The 19,365-nt window shown below is 44.9% G+C and carries 16 protein-coding genes; 5 read left to right on the top strand and 11 right to left on the bottom strand.

All coding sequences use genetic code 11. From position 1 onward, the window contains the following. Nucleotides 1-4 precede the first annotated feature (4 nt). From hsdR to PseudUWO310_RS00955, 3 genes are all read right to left on the bottom strand, one after another. Nucleotides 5-2,353, bottom strand: coding sequence for an EcoAI/FtnUII family type I restriction enzme subunit R (hsdR, locus tag PseudUWO310_RS00965; protein WP_223805482.1), 2,349 nt, complete (start codon nucleotides 2,351-2,353; stop codon nucleotides 5-7). Nucleotides 2,354-2,535: 182 nt separating this feature from the next. Continuing rightward, nucleotides 2,536-4,368 (bottom strand): NFACT family protein, encoded by a 1,833-nt coding sequence (locus PseudUWO310_RS00960; RefSeq protein ID WP_142598265.1) that lies wholly within the window; start codon nucleotides 4,366-4,368, stop codon nucleotides 2,536-2,538. A gap of 90 nt (nucleotides 4,369-4,458) precedes the next feature. Further along, nucleotides 4,459-4,773 carry a DUF6679 family protein gene (locus tag PseudUWO310_RS00955; protein WP_009629117.1) on the bottom strand — a complete coding sequence of 105 codons (315 nt, stop codon included), beginning with the start codon at nucleotides 4,771-4,773 and terminating at the stop codon, nucleotides 4,459-4,461. A 120-nt stretch (nucleotides 4,774-4,893) separates the two neighbouring features. Here PseudUWO310_RS00955 and PseudUWO310_RS00950 point away from each other — a divergent pair, with 120 nt between their 5' ends. Continuing rightward, nucleotides 4,894-5,442: an RNA 2'-phosphotransferase gene (locus PseudUWO310_RS00950; RefSeq protein WP_142598263.1), complete on the top strand. Its 549-nt coding sequence runs from the start codon at nucleotides 4,894-4,896 to the stop codon at nucleotides 5,440-5,442. A 108-nt stretch (nucleotides 5,443-5,550) separates the two neighbouring features. Here the strand turns inward: PseudUWO310_RS00950 and PseudUWO310_RS00945 are convergent, their stop codons facing one another. The 4 genes from PseudUWO310_RS00945 to PseudUWO310_RS00930 all read right to left on the bottom strand — a co-directional run bounded on the left by PseudUWO310_RS00945 (nucleotide 5,551) and on the right by PseudUWO310_RS00930 (nucleotide 10,277). Beyond that, nucleotides 5,551-7,995, bottom strand: coding sequence for an OmpA family protein (locus PseudUWO310_RS00945; RefSeq protein ID WP_142598262.1), 2,445 nt, complete (start codon nucleotides 7,993-7,995; stop codon nucleotides 5,551-5,553). A gap of 120 nt (nucleotides 7,996-8,115) precedes the next feature. Next, the gene (locus tag PseudUWO310_RS00940; RefSeq protein ID WP_142598260.1) at nucleotides 8,116-9,087 is read right to left on the bottom strand and encodes a VWA domain-containing protein; all 972 of its coding nucleotides are present in this window, start codon (nucleotides 9,085-9,087) and stop codon (nucleotides 8,116-8,118) included. A gap of 338 nt (nucleotides 9,088-9,425) precedes the next feature. Continuing rightward, nucleotides 9,426-9,884 carry a GNAT family N-acetyltransferase gene (locus PseudUWO310_RS00935; RefSeq protein WP_142598257.1) on the bottom strand — a complete coding sequence of 153 codons (459 nt, stop codon included), beginning with the start codon at nucleotides 9,882-9,884 and terminating at the stop codon, nucleotides 9,426-9,428. Nucleotides 9,885-9,887: 3 nt separating this feature from the next. Next, complete coding sequence (locus PseudUWO310_RS00930; RefSeq protein WP_142598255.1) at nucleotides 9,888-10,277, bottom strand: tautomerase family protein; 390 nt, start codon at nucleotides 10,275-10,277, stop codon at nucleotides 9,888-9,890. A gap of 424 nt (nucleotides 10,278-10,701) precedes the next feature. Between PseudUWO310_RS00930 and zds the strand changes: the two genes are divergently transcribed. From zds to PseudUWO310_RS00915, 4 genes are all read left to right on the top strand, one after another. Then, nucleotides 10,702-12,087: a 9,9'-di-cis-zeta-carotene desaturase gene (zds, locus tag PseudUWO310_RS00925; protein ID WP_142598253.1), complete on the top strand. Its 1,386-nt coding sequence runs from the start codon at nucleotides 10,702-10,704 to the stop codon at nucleotides 12,085-12,087. 131 nt (nucleotides 12,088-12,218) lie between these two features. Further along, a complete protein-coding gene (locus tag PseudUWO310_RS00920) occupies nucleotides 12,219-12,674 on the top strand; it encodes a DIP1984 family protein (RefSeq protein ID WP_142598251.1) in 456 nt (151 codons plus the stop codon). Nucleotides 12,675-12,727: 53 nt separating this feature from the next. Further along, nucleotides 12,728-13,009, top strand: coding sequence for a hypothetical protein (locus PseudUWO310_RS22655; protein ID WP_190315860.1), 282 nt, complete (start codon nucleotides 12,728-12,730; stop codon nucleotides 13,007-13,009). Beyond that, on the top strand, nucleotides 12,960-13,877 hold the full coding sequence (locus PseudUWO310_RS00915; protein WP_142598249.1) for a histone deacetylase: 918 nt from the start codon (nucleotides 12,960-12,962) through the stop codon (nucleotides 13,875-13,877). The genes PseudUWO310_RS22655 and PseudUWO310_RS00915 overlap by 50 nt, the downstream gene beginning before the upstream one ends. Here the strand turns inward: PseudUWO310_RS00915 and PseudUWO310_RS23175 are convergent. The 4 genes from PseudUWO310_RS23175 to trpE all read right to left on the bottom strand — a co-directional run bounded on the left by PseudUWO310_RS23175 (nucleotide 13,872) and on the right by trpE (nucleotide 19,333). Beyond that, the gene (locus tag PseudUWO310_RS23175) at nucleotides 13,872-15,188 is read right to left on the bottom strand and encodes a phytanoyl-CoA dioxygenase family protein (protein WP_223805481.1); all 1,317 of its coding nucleotides are present in this window, start codon (nucleotides 15,186-15,188) and stop codon (nucleotides 13,872-13,874) included. The two genes, PseudUWO310_RS00915 and PseudUWO310_RS23175, sit on opposite strands and share 6 nt — an antisense overlap. Nucleotides 15,189-15,379: 191 nt before the next feature. Next, the gene (locus PseudUWO310_RS00900) at nucleotides 15,380-16,687 is read right to left on the bottom strand and encodes a PrsW family glutamic-type intramembrane protease (protein WP_142598247.1); all 1,308 of its coding nucleotides are present in this window, start codon (nucleotides 16,685-16,687) and stop codon (nucleotides 15,380-15,382) included. A gap of 323 nt (nucleotides 16,688-17,010) precedes the next feature. Beyond that, entirely contained in the window at nucleotides 17,011-17,715 is a 705-nt protein-coding gene (gene bioD, locus PseudUWO310_RS00895; RefSeq protein ID WP_142598245.1) for a dethiobiotin synthase, read from the bottom strand. Nucleotides 17,716-17,833: 118 nt separating this feature from the next. Further along, a complete protein-coding gene (trpE, locus tag PseudUWO310_RS00890) occupies nucleotides 17,834-19,333 on the bottom strand; it encodes an anthranilate synthase component I (protein WP_142598243.1) in 1,500 nt (499 codons plus the stop codon). Between the last annotated feature and the right edge of the window lie 32 nt (nucleotides 19,334-19,365).

The raw sequence follows: 19,365 nt of genomic DNA, 5'->3' as shown, positions 1-19,365 counted from the left end.
TTGATTAACTAACCTCCTGATACAAAGCATTTTCTAAATCAGCGATCGCCTGAAAATATCCCTGCTTACCACCAAATAGTCGCACAATTTCCAACTGTTTACCAAACTCCGTAAAGGGTGGCACTTTCAGCAAATCTAGCTTCTCAATCTCCTCAATTCCTGAATCCGCATATCTCTCCAATAGCTTTTCCAAAACTTGCCTTGCGCGATCGCCATACTTCGCAAAATAGTTTTGTTTTTGCATTTGGGCTCGCGCTTGGGCAGCCCGCTCACGACGAGTCAGGGGTGGTTGGTCAAAGGCAACATGACAGATCAAATCAAATAGGTCAAACTCTTGACCCACCTCATTTTCGAGCATCGCTACCGATATTCCTAGCTCCTCTAATTCCGTAGCGATCGCCCCTTTGCGTTCCAGTTCTTGCCAACGCCGCAAAAAGCTCGCGATCGTGCCATATTTACCCTGAATCGCTTGCGAAGCCTTGAACCGAATCGCCTCGGTTAATAATTTGCCATCCTTACCCAAATACTGCTCGCGGATCGCCACCACATCTACTGATTCGCCCGCCACCACATAGCGATCGCGCCTTTCGGAAACACGCTGATTTTCGGCAAAATCATCATCGTCATAGTTCATAGGTTCAGGTGGCGAAACAGGCTGATCGGGCTGTGGTTCATAAATCTGCACAGGATCGCCATCAAACTCAGGATTGCTAAACTTTATTGTCGCTTTCTTGAAATCCATAATCGTGAAGAACAGCTTGTTATGTTCCTCATCAATGCGCGTTCCCCTGCCCACGATTTGCTTAAACTTCGGCGTTGAATTAATGACCTGATCGATCACAATCAACTTGCAAGTCTTCGCATCTACGCCCGTCGTCAAAAGCTCCGAAGTCGTCACAATTACGGGATAGCGTTCCTCAGGATTGATGAAATTGTATAGCTGAGCCTTACCCTCCTTTTCATCCCCCGTAATTCGCATCACATATTTAGCATTTTCCTTAACGCGATCGCCATTGGCATTCACTAGCGCCTGTCGCATCCGTTCCGCATGGTCAATATCTTCACAAAATACGATCGTCTTGGCATAGGGATCGGTGGACTTGAGATAGTCCGTCACCAATTGCGCCACTAACAGTGTGCGCTCCTCAATCACTAAAGTTTTATCAAAATCCCTCTGGTTATAAACCCGATCCTCGATCAAGTTGCCATACTTATCGCGCTGTCCTAACTTGGGTCGCCAACCATCCAGATCCCGATCCAAATCAATCTTGATCACCTTATAGGGCGCAAGAAAACCATCATCAATGCCCTGCTTCAGTGAATAGGTGTAAATCGGTTCGCCAAAATAATCGATATTCGAGACAGCCTCCGTCTCCTTGGGCGTAGCCGTCAAGCCGATTTGCGTCGCACTAGAGAAATATTCCAATACTTCGCGCCATGCCGAATCTTCCGCCGCACTACCCCGATGACATTCATCAATCACGATCAGATCGAAAAAGTCCCGTGCAAATTGTTTATAAATATTCTTGTCTTCTTCATTACCCGTAATCGCCTGATATAGCGCCAAATAAATCTCATAGGACTGATCGATTTGCCGCTTTTTGATTTTGGTCATTGCGCCGCCAAAGGGTTTGAAATCGTTAGTATGGGCTTGCTCGATCAAAATATTGCGATCGGCTAAAAACAAAATATGCTTTGCCTGCTTGCCTTTCCACAATCGCCACATAATCTGAAAAGCCGTATAAGTCTTACCCGTTCCCGTTGCCATGACTAACAAAATTCGCTTCTGTCCCTTGGCGATCGCTTCCACCGTGCGATTAATGGCGATCGTTTGGTAATACCGCGCCTGTCGGCGATCGGCACTGGGATAATAACTCTGCTCCACCAAGGGTTTAAGTTCAGGCGTAATCCCCTTGCCAACACAGTAACGCAACCACAACTCCTCTGGCGAAGGAAAGGCATTTAGCGCAATTTCCCTCTCCGTAACTCGTTCAGGATTACTCAGATCGCGCTCTAAAAAAGCATCCCCATTCGATGAATACACAAACGGCACATCGATCAAAGCTCCCGTCGCGATCGCCTGTTGCATCCCTGCCCCGACAGAATGATTATTATCCTTTGCCTCAATCACCGCCAAGGGCAAATTATGTTTATAAGAAAGGAGATAATCCGCCCTTTTGCGATCGCCGCGCATGGTCATTCCCTTGCCGCGCACAAATACCCGTCCCTGAGTCAGCGTCACCTCTTCGCGAATTTGTTCGAGCAAGTCCCATCCCGCTTGCTGCAAAGCTGGCGTAATCAGCTTAGTGCAAACATCTCTCTCACTGAAGGATTTGTGATCAGCGCTAGTCATCATTTATCCATTCTAAACCAGAAATATAGCTATATTCACTTAAGTCAGGACAAAACCCAATAGAGAGTTGCGGCGCGAAGCGCCGCAACTCTCTATTGGGTTTTGTCCTAACAAAACTGGCGGCAGCTATGGAGTATAAAGATGAGTGGTGGCGCAAAGCGCCGCCACTCATCTTTATACTCCTATAATCTCAAACTAGTGGGCTGTCCCCAAATAATCTTTTCGTGGGTATAAACGACCATTCCCGGTTTTGCTCCTTTGGGCTTAAAGACATACTTAGGAATGGTGCAGACTACAGGTACTTGATCACTTTGTCGAGCGCGACTGTAATAGGCGGCATAATTAGCGGCGGTTTGCAGATCTTGGTCATCGGCGATCGCCCCCGCAGGTAATCGCAGCAGTACGTGACTGCCAGAAATTTCTTGGGCATGGAGCCAAAGATCGTACTCTCCTGCAATACGGAATGAAATCAAATCATTTTGGTAATTATTCCTTCCCACCCAAACTTCAAATCCATTGGGGGTTGTAAACCGATGACAGTCGGGAATCTCTTCTTGTTTGGTGCGATTGCTTTTATTTTTGCCACCTTTACTATTTTTCGTGCGTGGCGCGTATTCGGCAGTGACCTTGAGATATCCTTGCTGAGCGAGTTCGGTACGAATTTCTTGTAAGGCAGGAAGTTCCGTTATCTCCAATAGACTAACCGCCGTGGCAACCTGTTCGAGATAATTGATTTCCTGTTGGACTGATTCTAGAAGTGGTGCGATCGCTAAGGCTGCGCGTTTTTGTTTTTGGTGCTTTTTATAAAAGGATTGCGCATTCTGCTGGGCATTTAGCGTTGGATCAAGGGGAATGATGACGGGGGCGGCTGAATGGAAATCGGTCAGTTTAATCTCCTTCATCCCGATTTCCCAGAGATGCAAATGCGCCATTAACAAATCGGCTTTATCTTTAAAATCATCGGCTTGGGTCGAGAGTTGCCAGCGATCGAGAAATTCTTTCTCTTTAATCGTTAACTTTGCGAGCTGATTGTGAATTGCTTGACTAATTTGTTGGTGCAATTGCTGAAACGCAACCTGTCCTGTTTGTTGGGAATAGTAGCGATCGCAAAATTCATTAACTGATAGCGGGGGGGGTAGATCCCCCCCAGCCCCCCTTAAAAAGGGGGGAGAATTATCTTCTTCCCCCTTTTTAAGGGGGATTGAGGGGGATCTGTCGAGACTTAGGCTAGGGGTGAGGGCATATCCTTTGACTTCCAAATGTGGATAGAAAATCTTTTGATCAATACAGGTTAGCCAGATTTGCCAAGCTTGATATAGTGCTTCCCATTCGGTACTGGTTAAATCAGTCACATTGCGATCGCCATTGAGGTGAGCTGCTGCCAATAGCGATCGCACTAGGGACGAACTCACTCCACGGTAATTACTCACCAAATTGCGCTTAATTTCTTTCGGAATCAAAATCAAGCGATCGCGCCATGAATCAAAGGATTCATCGAGATGGGGAATTGCTTCGAGGAGAGCAGGGGGTAAGGCATAGCGATCGCCTGTTTGGATGGGACGCACCCGTGATTGCTTGCTACTGACTTGATGGGCGGCGGTGACGATTTCCCCATGGGCATTTACTAAAATGGCATTGCTATACTTGCCCATTACTTCGAGATAGAGATGCCATTGCACCTCATCATCGGGACGCTTGGCAAATTGTAGATCGACCACCCGTTCCCACGGACTCGTTAGTTTCACTGAGACAAGGGCAAATCCTGCTACCTGATGGAGAATCTGTTGACTAAAGGTGAAAGTATCGGGCTGCTTGGGCGGCGGCGTACATAGATGTAAGCGAGCGGCTTGGGGATGCCACGATAGCAATAACCATTGCTTCTTCTCTAAAGTTCGTAATTGTAAATGAATTGTATGGCGATCGCTTTGATACACCTGCTCTAACCTCGCAGGCACACAAGCTAGATCTAGCTCATGGGTCAAAGCTACAAGTGCGGTCAGATCGGCAGGTTGCATCGGTTTAATCTCATATACACATAAAATAGAGTGAACGCAAAGCGTCCACTCTATGGCTGAAACAAAGGAGTGATCCGCACCCCTTTGTCCTTATTTATCAGGATCGATACGGGGGCGAATTTGCTCAGCTTCAGGACAATCATCGGACACCAACAGATCGCTGGATGACATCCCTGTTTTGGTAAATGAAGATAATCTTTGAGTAACAGCACCAATACTCTCTAATCTGACCATTTCTTCCCAAGAGCAAACCTCGTCTTCATCCTCAGTCTCGTAACGTATTGTTACCACGTCGCCTTCAATATCCAATATCTTGGCTCTTTCTAGCCAACGTCCCTGATCCCTCAGGTAAATCCAAACATCGCTCTTGGCTTCACAAAGTTGATATATTTTGCGATGTAGCATTCGCTTATGTCCTCAGGGTTACATAATTTTTAAGGTTAGAGCATACCGCAAAAGGTAAAAAAACTAACCATTACCATTGTAAACGACTATACAGGCATTTCAATTTTTAAACCAAAGGTTATGGATAAAAATTTAGTCCATCTCAGTAAATTTATGAGTCTCGTGCTCCGTCATCAGCCAGAAATAATTGGTTTGACCTTAGACGAGCATGGCTGGGTCGAGGTCGATCGCTTAATTGAGTTGGCAAAGCGTAACGGGACAGATATCTCCATAGCCCAATTGGAGGAAATAGTAGCCACAAACGATAAAAAACGATTTGCATTTAATCCTGAGAAGTCAAAAATTCGCGCCAATCAAGGACATTCTCTTCAGGTTACCCTCGATTTAAATCCCCAATTACCACCTAATCCTCTGTTTCACGGTACGGCAACGCGATTTCTAGATTCAATTCGTCAGCAGGGACTATTGGCTGGAAAGCGCCAACATGTTCATTTATCAGCGGATGTCGCCACAGCGATCAAGGTCGGTCAGAGACATGGTAAACCAGTAGTTTTGCAGGTTGATACGCTACGAATGCATCAAGATGGATTGGTCTTCTTCTGTTCGGAAAACTCAGTATGGTTAACGGAATCAGTTCCGCCTCAGTATTTGGAGTTTCCTGATCAGTAGTTCGGCATAATTAAAACCCAAAACCAAAGAGCATACCGCCCGCGTAGCGGGCGGTATGCTCTTCTAGGCTTAGCTACTTAGTTAAAGAGCAACGATAACCAGCGCTGGTTATCGTTGCTCTTTAAATTGTAAAACTACGCGACGGTTAAAGGCGTTATCCCTTGCGGTGTTATTTTTCTTGAGAGGTTGCAACCAAGATAGAGCCTCAAACGTGACCTTGTAGTTATTATCAAGTCCGCGATCGCGGAGGATTCTCACTACTTCATTTGCCCTTGCTTGGGACAGGTCGAGATTATAGGCATAGTCTCCAGTGGTATCGGTGTGACCGCTGACCTGAATCACGCCGCGCCTTCCCTGCACCTTTGCCCAAAAACTATCGATTTTGGCTTCTTCGGGTGGAAGTAGTTGCGATTCGTCGGAGGGGAAAAAGATGGTTACCTCTAAGTCAGGATTGACCACGGGCAAAATCGAATTCACAAGGCGATCGCCATTTTGGGATGGATTCCCTGCATTTATATTATTGAGAGAATTATTAAGAGAACTATTCGCTGAATTGCCTGAGTTGGTATTACGAGAATTGGGTTCTTTCCCATTATTATCGATATTAGGATTAGGCTTGAGGAAATTGGGGAATGCGGTCTTTAGCGCCAGATCACCCGTTATTTTTGTGAAGCTACCCGTAGGGTTGATCCCATTTCCTCTCTGGGCGCTATTCTGGATGCTATTTTGGGCGCTATTTGGGGTGCTATTTTGGGCGCTATTGATTGAATTATTTTCTGCTTTAGTGACTGATGAATTATTGCTAGAGTTATCGGTGCTTTTCTCGGAGCTATTGCTAGCGGTGCGATCAAGCGATTTATCATTGCTAGGGTTGGCTCTATTATTGCCGAGCTGATTATTACTGTTGGCGATGTCTGGACTATTGGGATTATTAGAAATAGCTTTGCCATCATCGGGATTAACTTTCGATGGATTAGCTGATTGATTAGCTTTCGATGGGCTAACTTTGGATGGATTAGCTGATGGATTAGTTTTAGATGGGCTAACTTTGGATGGATTAGCTTTCGATGGATTATTTAAGCCAGTAATATTACTAGAGCGATCGCTTGAACTTACTTCCGATTCAATTATGGATTCTTTGACGATTGTGGGAATAGAGGCTTTTTGTAATTTACTATCATCCGATCGCTTAATTAAAATCCCAAAAGCGATCGCCGTTCCCGCAAAAGCCATTCCAATCAATACAGCTGCAAGGATTTTCCATGGGCTCGTTGACTTTGCTGGTTGATCGTTAATCACGGGTTGCTGCACAACGACTAAGGCTGAATTAGGTTCCTGTATCGGAGTCTCAAAATCCCATAGTTTCTTTGCGGCTAAAGGTGCGATCACTGCCGCCGCCGCCCCTAAAACTACCGATTGGCGAATGCGGCGATCGCCCACTACTAGCTCAAACCATTGGGAGTCATGGGGCATCACAAAGTCTATTCGGGCCGGTAAGCCATTGGTATAGGTTTTGACACAGTTGCCGCGATCGTCATAGATCGCGCCATTCGCGGCAATAATCTGGTGGTCATTAACGACTTCCGCAAATATTTGCGTGAGACTGGTCATCTCGCTGGCAATTTTGTAATCCCACAGATCGATATCTAAACCCGTATCGAGATCGTCTAACTCCTGCAATTGGTAGCGATCGACATCATTACCAATTCCAATCAAAATCAATTTCAAATAGTTTCTCTTCCCGACCGCAATCTCTAGGGCTAGCTCCTTGGTGTAGTTTTTGACCTCCTCTAAATCATCAATTCTGCCATCGGTCAAAAAGATATAAATACCGCGTGGAGCTTGACGATTGCGATCGGCAAAATAGGCGATCGCGGGTAGAAGCTTGGTTGTCTTTCCCAGTTTAAAGGTGGCGGGACCAGCGATCGCTAATTGCTGACAGCTTACGGCATCAAATTCTCCCAAAACTTGGATTTCATCCCCCGCACCACAGCCCCAATAGAGTAGCGATGTTTTTCCTGTTCCATCCAAGTTCTCGGCTAAGTAAGCCGTAAAGTTTTGCACCAAGGGCTGCAAGATGTTTTCCGTATAGTTAACCTCATATCCGCGCTCTTTGATTTCGGCAAAGGCATCGCGTTGGATTTTGCGAATGGGTTCGCCATCCTCTAAATAGGATCGCAATCGACCCTCTTTAATATAGGTTGTCAAGAGTTCGGGATCGACTCTTGCTTCTACCTTGCGACCATAGGCGCGTTTCATTGAGGCACTGGCATCTAGGGCTAAACCAGTCCGCCATCCTTCGGCAAATTTCCCCTCTGGCTCCATCGCGATCGTGAATTCCACTCGACATTGCGGACTGGGATCGTTAGGAATGGGATTGTTTGGTGATGGGAAGCGATCGCCAAAAACATTCACTTCCCCAAACTCGTTTGCTACCAGATTCGCTGGCATCTGGAAGCTCTTGGGGTTAATTTTTCCCTCATCTTTGATTGCACCAACTTCACGTCCTAATTCACCTAATTCATTAGTCTCGGAATTATTTTCATGCAGCATGGCTATCCATTTGGGCTTTGTTTATAACTAAATTTATGATTTATATTCATGATTTATGTTTATGGCGATCGATACTACTCTCTCATCCAGAACCTCTTTTCATCGCGTTGGCTGGGCTGACTAGGTAAGGTTAGGAAAATCAGTATCCTTGGGAAGTGCTTCCGTAATATCTTGGGTCACGTTGCCACCTGAAAACTCAAGGGTAAAGGCTGTTGAACCCGCAGGTAGCCTAAAGCGCATCAACGCAGGTACTCCCAAACTATACTCTTCGCAAACCTTGCCTGCTTGATTGAGAATCCTTCCATAATGGGTCACAATTGTTTCCGCAGACACAAATTCCTTGAAAATCTGTTCCAAAATTTGAATGTCATCGGCAACTTGATAGTCCCAAAGATCGATATCGCGACCTGCCGCATCCTTAACAGGACTGCCTTCAAACATATTGTCTAGTTCTTCAAGTTGCTTTTCGTCGATTTCTTTGCCCACACCAATGAGTAGCAGCTTAATAAATGGTTTAGTGCGATCGGCAATTTCTAGAGCATACTTAAAACAGTATTCTTTGACCTCTTCGAGATCCTCGATAATGCCGTCAGTAATAATCAGACAGATGGCGGCAGGTTGTTTAACGCCGATCGCTGGTGCGGCTTTATATTTGTTAATAAAATATCGCAATGGTGGTAATAGTTTTGTTCCAGTTCCCCAAGGGATCTTCGGTCCCTTGATCGATAACTGCTCGATCTCTTCACCGCTAAAGCTGCCCAGATCCTCAATGAGTTCTCCCGCCGCCCCACAGGCCCAATTGATGAGATCGACCCTACCCGTTGCCGCAAAATTAGCAAGGTATTTTACCATGACCCTTGCTACGGGCTCGACAACGTTGTGGGTAACGGCAGCACTGGCAAAGAAACTGCTCACAACCCCACTAATGCCATAGATTTTCTTCATGGATGCCGAACCATCCAAGGCTAGACCGACCCTAGCCCCCTCAATGTCTGGAACCATCAGAATAGTTGCAACGATGTCAATATCTCCATTGTTTTGAGGATAAACATTGACTTCACCAAAGGGTTGAACGACACTTTTTAACTGCATACTCGGATGACTCTCTGATATTTCACATCAAAATAGTAGCCTATTGCTATCAATTCTTGCTATTGCTCCTTATCTAAAGATTAAGAGATTAGGGCTTTAATGATTCTTAAAGATTCTTTAAAGACTTAATAAGTAGTTCCGCATAATTTATACCAAAACACAAAATGGCTACGCCATTTTGTGTTTTTAAAACCCTTACTGGGTTTGGTTTTCAATTCCCAAAAGTGTAGCCACACTTTTGGGAATTGGTATTAAACCCAAAACTAGAGAGCGTACCGCCCGCATAGTGGGCGGTACGCTCTCTAGTTTTGGGTTGACTTATGCTGAGCTACTTATTGTTAGGGAAGGAGATGCTTGACCATCAGGTGACGTTGCTCGCGGCGGAAGCCGAGCTTGGTATAGAGCTTTTCGGCTGGCTCATTCCAGAAGTCAACGACTAAAGACAGCGATCGCATTTTTTGGCTGTGAAGGTATTCTTCAATCAAATTAAATACTTGTTTACCAATTCCCTTGCCACGATAGCCTTCGCGGATATATAACTCATCGACTAATCCACAGCGTCCGTGATATTCCATGCTAAAAAAGAAGGTCAGGGCTACATAGCCAATCAATTGATCGCGATCGCAAATTAACCAAATTATCCCAAATTGCTCGTCACTGAGCAGCGCTGTAAAAGCTTTAACTACGGGTTCGTCAAACTTGATATTCTCAAATTGATAAAACTCCTGTACGAGCTCCATCAAAGGATCGATGTCAACAAACTGAGCCAATCGGAAATTAAGATCTATTTCTGCCATTGCCTATACATTTACCTTGTAACTCAAGTTCAATTCATCCCCCGCCACACCACGAATACCCCAATTATAATTTGGAGTTTCAATGAGAATAATTTCAATATCTAAGGAGGAAATTCCTAATTTGTCTTGTAAGCGCTCAAATAGCAACCGATAGAGGTTTTTCTTAGCCTCGATAGTTCTTCCCGCAAACATCAGAATTTCAATAATAATATATTGCTCGCTGCGATCGCTAGGATATTCAAAGTCTTCGGATAACAGGGGGAAGAATCTTTGAAACTTCTTTTCGGGAGGATAATTTAGCGCATCCACAACGCAGGAATGGATAGTGCTAGATAGAACGCTGCGATTTTGCTGAATAAAGTCAGCGTTTCCATAGATTTTTGTCTGTGGCATGACCTTTAGAACTATTTTAGAACTATTAAGTGGCTGCGCATAATTAAAACCTAGAATCAAAAGCTGTAGCGCACGCGCAGCGTACGCTACAGCTTTTGGGATTTTATATTTAATTGCGCCTAGATAATTATGTACTCGTGATGTACTCTTGTACGCGCTTTGAATGAGGGATTGTACTAGGACATAAACCCCAAGAATTGACTGGCGGCGCGAAGCGCCGCCAGTCAATTCTTGGGGTTTGATTTGTCCTCAGTCAAGTGACTATGGCTATAGATCTAGCTTCCTTGGAAATTCGTATTAAACTCGTTCTAAAGTCGTTACATAGGGGCAATCTCATGACTTTAACCTAGAAGAGTCGTGGAAGTGTCAAAATATGTTAAGCAAACATAAATAACAATATAACGACAAGGTTCGATCTTAGAACATGAAAGCAGCGATTATTGGTGCGGGTTTAGCGGGAATGAGTACGGCTGTGGAACTCAGCGAGCAAGGTTACGAAGTAGAGCTTTTTGAATCCCGCCCCTTTGTAGGTGGCAAAGTCAGCAGTTGGCTAGACAAGGATGGCAACCATATCGAGATGGGCTTACATGTATTTTTTGGCTGCTATTACAATCTATTTGCCCTGATGAAGAAAACAGGAGCCTTTGAGCATCTTCGGCTCAAGGAGCATACCCATATTTTTGTTAATCCCGGTGGCGCACAGGCTGCCCTTGATTTTCGGAACTTTGGCGGTGCGCCTTTTCACGGACTGAAAGCCTTTGTGACCACGGGACAATTGCCCCTAAAAGACAAGATTCAAAATGCGATCGCGATCGGACGAAGCCCCTTAATTCGTGGCTTAGTCGATCATGTCGGAGCCATGAAAGAAATCCGCGCCCTCGATAATATCAGTTTTAAAGATTGGTTTTTGGGGATGGGGGGATCGCAAGCGAGTCTCGATTTGATGTGGGATGCGATCGCCTATGGATTGGGTTTTATCGATTGCGAAAATATTTCCGCAAGATGTATGCTCACCATCTTCCAGTTCTTTGCATCGCGAACCGAGGCTTCGATTTTGAGAATGCTTGAAGGTTCTCCCAATGATTTCCTGCATAAACCACTCGTCAAACATATCGAATCAAAGGGCGGTAAAATCCATTTGCGTCGGGGTGTGCGCGAAGTTCTCTTTGAAGGAGAAGGAGAAGATACTCGCGTTACAGGTTTGATCATTGGCAAGGAAGACGGCGAAGAAATTGTGACGGCTGATGTGTATATCTGTGCCACTGACGTACCTGGAGTAAAGAGAATCATTCCTGAGAAATGGCGGGTATGGTCACAGTTTGACAATATCTATAAGCTAGATGCAGTGCCTGTAATTACCGTACAACTTCGCTTTGATGGCTGGGTGACTGATATTGATAATTTACTCTATGCGGTGAAAGTTGATTTCTCTACCTTTGCGGATTTGGCGATTACCAGTCCCACCGACTATTATAAAGAAGGAGAAGGTTCTCTATTACAGCTTGTAATTACGCCTGCGGATGATTATATTAAGCTGAGCAATGAAGCGATCGTCGAGAAAATGATCGCTCAAGTGCATGAAATTTTCCCTTCATCCCATAAGCTGAATGTCACTTGGTCTAGTGTCGTCAAGCTTGCCCAGTCTCTCTATCGCGAAGCTCCCGGACAAGATCCCTTCCGTCCTGCTCAAGCAACACCTGTAAAGAATTTTTTCTTGGCTGGAAGCTATACAATGCAAGACTACATCGACAGTATGGAAGGCGCGACACTTTCAGGCAAGATGTGCGCGGCGGCGATTTTAGGCAAATAATTGCTTTGAATTTAGAATGGGTGCGATAATTTAGTTCAATCTTGATTTTCAAACCCTATGCATTAAAGTAAGCCTCTGTCTAATAATTTAGTCAAGCGACTCAATCGCACCAGCCATTAATTAAGAAATATATGAAACTTGCTGAAGCGTTAGCCATTCGTGCTGACCATCAAAAACGCCTTGAACAAATAAAATCTCGTCTTATTCGGAATGCAAAGGTGCAAGAAGGTGAAAATCCAGCCGAAGATCCAGAAGCCTTGATTGTAGAGTTTGAGCACCTCGCATCGGAACTAGTTCAATTGATATGTCGAATAAATCTATCAAATTCAATTGCTACTGTTGTAGGCAGGACTATGACTCAAGCTCTAGCAGAACGAGATATTCTTAAGAAAAGGCAATCTATGTATCGCGATCTTGCACAAGCTGCGACAGTTACTCAATCAATCTCAACAAAGTCTGAAGTGAGATTCAAAGGAACAGTTACTGTTTCGGCAATGCAGAAGATGGCGGATACTGCGTCTAGGGAACTTCGCGAACTAGACGCGCGCATTCAAGAAGCGAATTGGTTGATCGAACTTTCTGAATAGTGGAATGCTGGTAGTCAAATAGAGGAAGCGAACACAACCCTTCCGACGGGGCAATGTCGGTTCTGGCAGTGCTAGGGGCAGCGCTAATGGGTTCGACTCCTAAAAGCACAAATAAGCCCAGAACGTTTACATCAGCACAATTCACCATTATGGCGTACTACCATGTGTTGAGATTCTATTTGATGAGGGCGGGCAAGGGGATTCAGTATAAAACCTTATACTGGGCAGACCACAAACTCGGAAATGCGATCGCTATATTTGTTTTATTGGAATCAAAGCTTTTTAATGGACTTACCGATCGCATATCATCCGAATTATGTCGCACCGATCGCTAATACCAATCGGTTCCCGATGGAGAAGTTTCGCTTGCTTTACGAGATGCTGCTGACCGATGGGGTGGCGCAGTCCGAGCAGTTTTTTCGCCCAGAGTTACCAGACTTGGAGGCGATCGCCCTAGTGCATGATCGCGAATATGTGGACGCATATTGGACAGGAAATCTTGATCCTAAAGCTCAGCGCAGGATCGGATTACCTTGGAGTCCAGAGCTTGCCTATCGCACCAGAATCGCAGTAGGTGGCACATTATTAACAGCACGGCTAGCCTTAGCCCATGGCTTAGCTTGCAATACCGCAGGAGGAACTCATCATGCTTTTCCTAGCTATGGTTCAGGATTTTGTATATTTAATGATCTTGCGATCGCCTCGCGAGTATTGCTAAAAGAAGGGTTGGTCAAAAAAATCCTGATCGTGGATCTGGATGTCCATCAAGGCGATGGCACGGCTCTTATTTTTCAGGATGAGCCAAATGTGTTTACTTTCTCAATGCACTGCCAGATTAATTTTCCATCGATCAAACAAATTAGTGATCGTGATGTGCCTCTGCGCGAAGGCATGGAAGATGATGAATATTTACGCACTCTTGCCAATTATTTACCAGATTTATTAACCGAATTTCAGCCCGACTTAGTGCTTTACGATGCGGGAGTAGATCCGCACATAGGCGATCGCTTGGGCAAATTAGCCCTCACCGATGCAGGACTCTATCGGCGCGATATGCAGGTCTTGAGTACTTGTATTTCTCAAGGTTTTCCTGTTGGCTGCGTGATCGGTGGTGGTTATTGTGAAGACATGCGATCGCTAGTTTATCGACATTCCCTCTTGCATCGCTCCGCGAGTGATGTGTATCGACAATACCGTCTATAGTGCTTGGCGAAATGCTTTGAGTGCAGATTTTGGTTCAGCCATCAATAAACAACGGGCAAGCAAAGCTAAATCGAGATTAGGCAAACATTCGCTCTGGGCGATTGTCTCATAGTCATTGTCGCGCAACCGATATAGCAAAAACTTGCCATCTTCCCAAAACCAAACCTCTTTTGTATGAAAGCGACGGTAACGTTCTAGCTTTGCTATATTTCCACTCGTAAAAATCACCTCAATTGCTAAATCGCGATCGCCAACTTTATTACCAAAGCAAAAAGATAAATCTGGCTCAACACTTGCGCCTTTAGCTTCTGATTCTAGAGTGGCGCTACCTGTCGGCATAAAATCAATATCCTTTTCTGCAAAGTAAATTCCCAATAACATCGAGAGTAAATGCACGATGATTTCATGGGCAGCAGATGTAGTCATAATCTCGATAAGCCCGTCAAGATAATTAAGATGGATATTACGCGAATCACCGATTAAAGCAGAAAGCGTCTTAAATTCTTTCCATGAGTAACGATTCGGAAAAACAAAGTGCTGTTCTTTCGTCTCTTTAGGGAGTTTGTCTAATTCTATTGATTTTGCTGGTGCTTGGAAAATCATAAATTCTGACCAATTCAAGCTATTTGGGAGAGGACTTCTACTAAATTCTATATGGATGACTCGACGTTGATGATTATTTGTCGTCTTGCTCGATGAATGAAGAAGTAATGGCTTCATAAGCATAATACCACCTTTTTTTAGCCTACAAATTTCTTCATTCTCAGTCCTCAAATTCATGCTTTCAGGATTATAAATGCTTTGGTGATGGGATTTGGGGATGACTTTTAAAGCTCCATTGAATTCATCGGTATCATCGAGATGGATGCGAATCGTAAAGTTATCTTGTAATATTTCCACTGGTGGTTGAACAGAGAATTGATTCTGTTTGACCGTCCATGCTGTAAATCCTGCAATATCAATCTTCTTGTCTACGGAAATGGTTAAATCCTGATGGTAAGATACAAACCAGTTTGAGCCTTGGGGTTTGTCAAAATACAGAGACTTGACAACAAAATACTCATCTCCTAATAAGTCTGAAATCAAAGATTGGAGGCGATCGTTAAAAACAATCTCAATAGATTTAGGTACTTCCTTAAAAAATTGTCTGATTGCAAATAGATTGACTGTCTTACGGATATTAGAATTTGGTTTGTCTACCTGCGAAATAACTTGAAGTAAGCTGTCAATCTCTGAGTCTGTAAAAATGCGATCGACTATAGCGAAACCCTCAACGGTAATTTTTTCTTTCAGTTCATCAAGGTGATTCATATTTACTAGTTCTAAGTAAGTGGGCTTAATCAAATATAAAACCCTAAAACCTGCGGCGCACGCGCCGCAGGTTTTAGATCTGGATTTTAATTATGCTGAGGTACTTAATTCAGGAACATATTAGAGATGACTTTTCAAAGTAAATATGATGAGTGGCGGCGCTCCGCGCCGCCACTCATCTTTGGTGTTTACTAAACCTTTGAAGAAAAACTATGTGCCTTGAGAATTGCTGCTACTAGAAACGCATAGGAAATACCGCCCACTATCGCTAATAGCCAAAAACTTACTAAGGCACTCGTATTCCAAAGGGCATGAAGAAAAGCAGAACTGAGATATCCAATCGTGAGAATTTGCCAACGGAGAGAAGGCTTCATAATGCTCAGTCCGATGAAATAGCCGAAATAACCGCTATATGCCATATGCCCAGCCACCGAGCCCAGCACGCGGGGAATTAGCAATTGTAAACCCGTCAGTTCGGCAATTTCCGTACTTCCTGCCTGCGTTGTAATGCTTTGAACGATATTGGGTACGTATAGCCCAAGGGTTTCCGTTAATGTAAACCCGATCGCTGAAGCAGCACCAATTAAAATGCCATCTAATGGTTCGCTAATTCCCACCCGCGATCGCCATTTTTTTCCGCGCCATAGACCCACAAACCAGAGAATAAATACGGGCAAAGATTTGATTAATTCTTCCATCAATCCCGCTCCAAAAAACATCGCGATTAAAACGCTGATAAAGCTAACCTGACCCTTTGGCGTAGCTCCTGGCAAGACCTGATAAAAGAACCATAGAAAAATATTTAAAATTGGGCTTCTAAGAATGAAGACAGTTAACAGTGCTGCGCCTAAAATGATCCACCAAGGTTTCTTTTTGCCACAAAGTTGATAGACAAAATAATAGGCAGCAAGGCTGATATATAGCGAAATCGTCAGATTAAATAGCTGTGTTTGTCCCAAAAAAGCAAACATCATGACGACAAAGCCCACCGTCGTAATTCCAGGCAGGAGATAGTCCTGTTTCCACAGGTCGTTGCCCGTTGAAAAAATTGGTAAGAGTTTGGTGAAGGTAATGCTCGTAATTTGAGATTGGGGGCGCTGTCTCAAACCAGACTCTAAACTGGTGACAGGGGTTGCTAACTCAAATAAAAATTGGGGTCCATCTTTGGTTAGTTGAATGCGATCGCCATGTTGTAGTGGACAACCACCATATAGGCGGCGATTGTTGATAAATGTGCCATTGGCACTATCAAGATCGTAGATTTCCCAACCTTCAACCTGCTGTCTAGAATCTTGGGGTGATTCGGCAAAGATGGCGCGAATCTCGGCATGGCGGCGTGACACAGCACCATAGATATTGATATCGATCGCTACTTCACAACTAGGATCTCTTCCTAATGTCACCGAGCGATCGCCTAAGGTCGCCACAATTTCATCGCGATCTAGGCGACCATTAGAAATTTGCCTGAGAAAAGCAGTTGAAATAAGGCGATCGTTCATAGCTTCATTTATATCATTAAGTAGTTACTGCCTTCCCAGCCAAGAAATAGCTGTGCGGGGCTTCGCCCCGCACAGCTATTTCTTGGCTGGGAAGAATAAACCAGAAAGCTAGAAGTGCATACCGCCCGCATTGCGGGCGGTATGCACTTTTGTTTTTGGCAGCGCTTTACGCTCAAATCCAAACCGAGAAATTTTTTGAAAGTGTTGCAAAGCAACACTTTCAAAAAATTTCTCGTGGTTCGTTCGATCGGAAATTGCCGTAAATGTACTCAACCCCTTAAAGAGAATCCTGTAGCGATCGCATTTACTAAATTAGAATTCTTTTAAATTAGAATTCTTTCAATGTCTAGCTCTGAAGCCGCAAGGGCTAATTGTGAAATATCGCGCAAATCCTTGACATAGGGCAGAATTCCCAGTACTGGAGTAGAAGCAAGCCGAGAAATCATCTGTGGCGGAGCCAATTCCTCAAGCTCTTCCTCCGAATAGACTTGCGAGCAACTGAGGATAATCCCCCTCAGCTTCACCTTTTCCATACGGGCTAAAGCCACATTGGCGATCGCTTGGGAGATCGCGCCTAAGCGTACTGGCACGACGAGAATGACTTCTAACGCCCAGTCTCGCGCCAAATCTGCCACGATATATTCATCGGTAATTGGCGAACCGAGTCCGCCCATAGATTCCACTAGCAAGCATTCCTTTTGTTGTTGCAGTTTGAGAAAATGCTGCCAAATTAGGGCTAGATCGATCGCTTTACCTTCTTTATGAGCCGCGATCGCTGGAGCGATCGGGGTTTCAAAATACAAAGGCGTAATTTCATCAAGGGTTTGCGAGAGTGAGAAGGTGTGATGATAGAATTCGCGATCGCCCTCTCCCGACTGCAAGGGTTTATAAATACCGAGGGATGTACTCGGTTCATTTGGGGATGCAGGGCGATCGCGATAGGTCAACCAATAGGCGGCTAAAGCCGCTGTTAAAACGGTCTTCCCCACCCCCGTATCGCTCCCAACAATCAATAAAGGTTTCGTCATTATGGAATACTCGATAAAATTTTGGTGAGTTCTAAGTAGCTAAGGTGAACTTAAAACCAGAGAGCGTACCGCCCGCGACGCGGGCGGTACGCTCTCTGGTTTTGTTTTTTTATCCTAATTAGCCTAAACAGCGCAACGACTCCAACATACCTTTGGCTTTATTGAGAGTCTCTTGATATTCCTTCTCAGGGTCGGAATCGGCAACTATGCCCGCACCTGCCTGTACGCTAGCGGTTCCATCCCGCGTCACGATCGTCCGAATGGTGATCGCCGTGTTTAGTTGCCCCTCAAAGTCATAATAACCATAGGCTCCTGCATAGACACCTCGGCGATCGCCTTCTAAGTTATGGATGATATCCATCGCTCGAATTTTCGGTGCGCCGCTGACCGTGCCTGCGGGGAAGCAGGCTTGAAGTAAATCCCAAGCATTTTTTTCGGGACGGATTTCACCAATGACATTGCTGACAATATGCATGACATGGGAATACAGCTCGATCGACATTAACTCATCGACCTTCACCGTACCACTTTTGCAAACGCGACCGAGATCGTTGCGTCCCAAATCCACCAGCATCACATGCTCGGCAATTTCCTTAGGATCGGCAAGCAATTCTTTGGCGAGTTCCGCATCTTCTTTCGCCGTCGTACCCCTAGGGCGCGTGCCAGCGATGGGGCGCAAGACAGTGCGCGAGACTCCATCGATGACTTCAGCTTTAACCATGATTTCTGGACTAGAGCCAATTAGTTGCCAATCCTTAAAGTTAAAGAAGGCCATATAGGGTGAAGGATTGACCACCCGCAAAGAGCGATACAAGCTAAAGGGTTCGCCTTTAAATTCCGTTGTTAATCTCTGCGAAAGTACGACTTGGAAAATATCGCCAGCCTTAATATGTTCTTTGCCCAATTCCACGGATTGACAGAATTTTTCGCGGGTGACATTGCTCGTGTAGCTGACGGGTGGTTGCAGTCGGGGATTTGTCCAAGTAATGGCTGTTTTTTGACGATCTAGAGGCGATCGCAGTTTATCTACCAGCACCTTTAAGCGATCGCAAGCCGAACTATAGGCAGTCTCCGCATCTTTGCCGTTACTCATATCGGCATAGGCGATCGCCCAAATTTTGCGTTTGACCTGATCGAACACCAGCAGGTTATCTACTTGCATCCAGACCCCATCGGGCGTATCTCCTTCTTGGCAAGGATATATAGGTACTTTCGGCTCAATCCAATTAATTAACTCGTACCCCCAATAACCGAATAGTCCTCCCAAGCTCGGCGGTAGCTGGGGCAAATGCACGGGATGAATCGGCGCAAGGCAATTATGCAAATGTTGAAAAGGATTGCCAATAAACTCGATTACCTTGCCATCCCGAAAGGTCTGGGTGGTGCGATCGCCCCTTGCTTCTAATACCCAAAGAGGGTCACAACCCAATAAGCTATAGCGTCCCAGTCTCTCCCCACCCTCAACTGACTCCAATAAAAAGCTGTAGGGTTGACCTTGACATACTCGATACCAAGCCGACACAGGCGTATCGAGATCTGCAACCAGTTCCATGTACACAGGTACAAAGTTGCCCTGTTCGGCAAGCTGAATAAAGTCAGAATACGCGGGGAAAATCATGCGATCGGAATTTCTAAATAAATTGTTGCAAC

This window comes from Pseudanabaena sp. UWO310 (assembly GCF_006861605.1).
In the GTDB taxonomy this organism is placed as follows: domain Bacteria; phylum Cyanobacteriota; class Cyanobacteriia; order Pseudanabaenales; family Pseudanabaenaceae; genus Pseudanabaena.
Note: the sequence above shows the minus strand (reverse complement) of the source record. Positions and strands in the feature narration are given on the sequence as shown.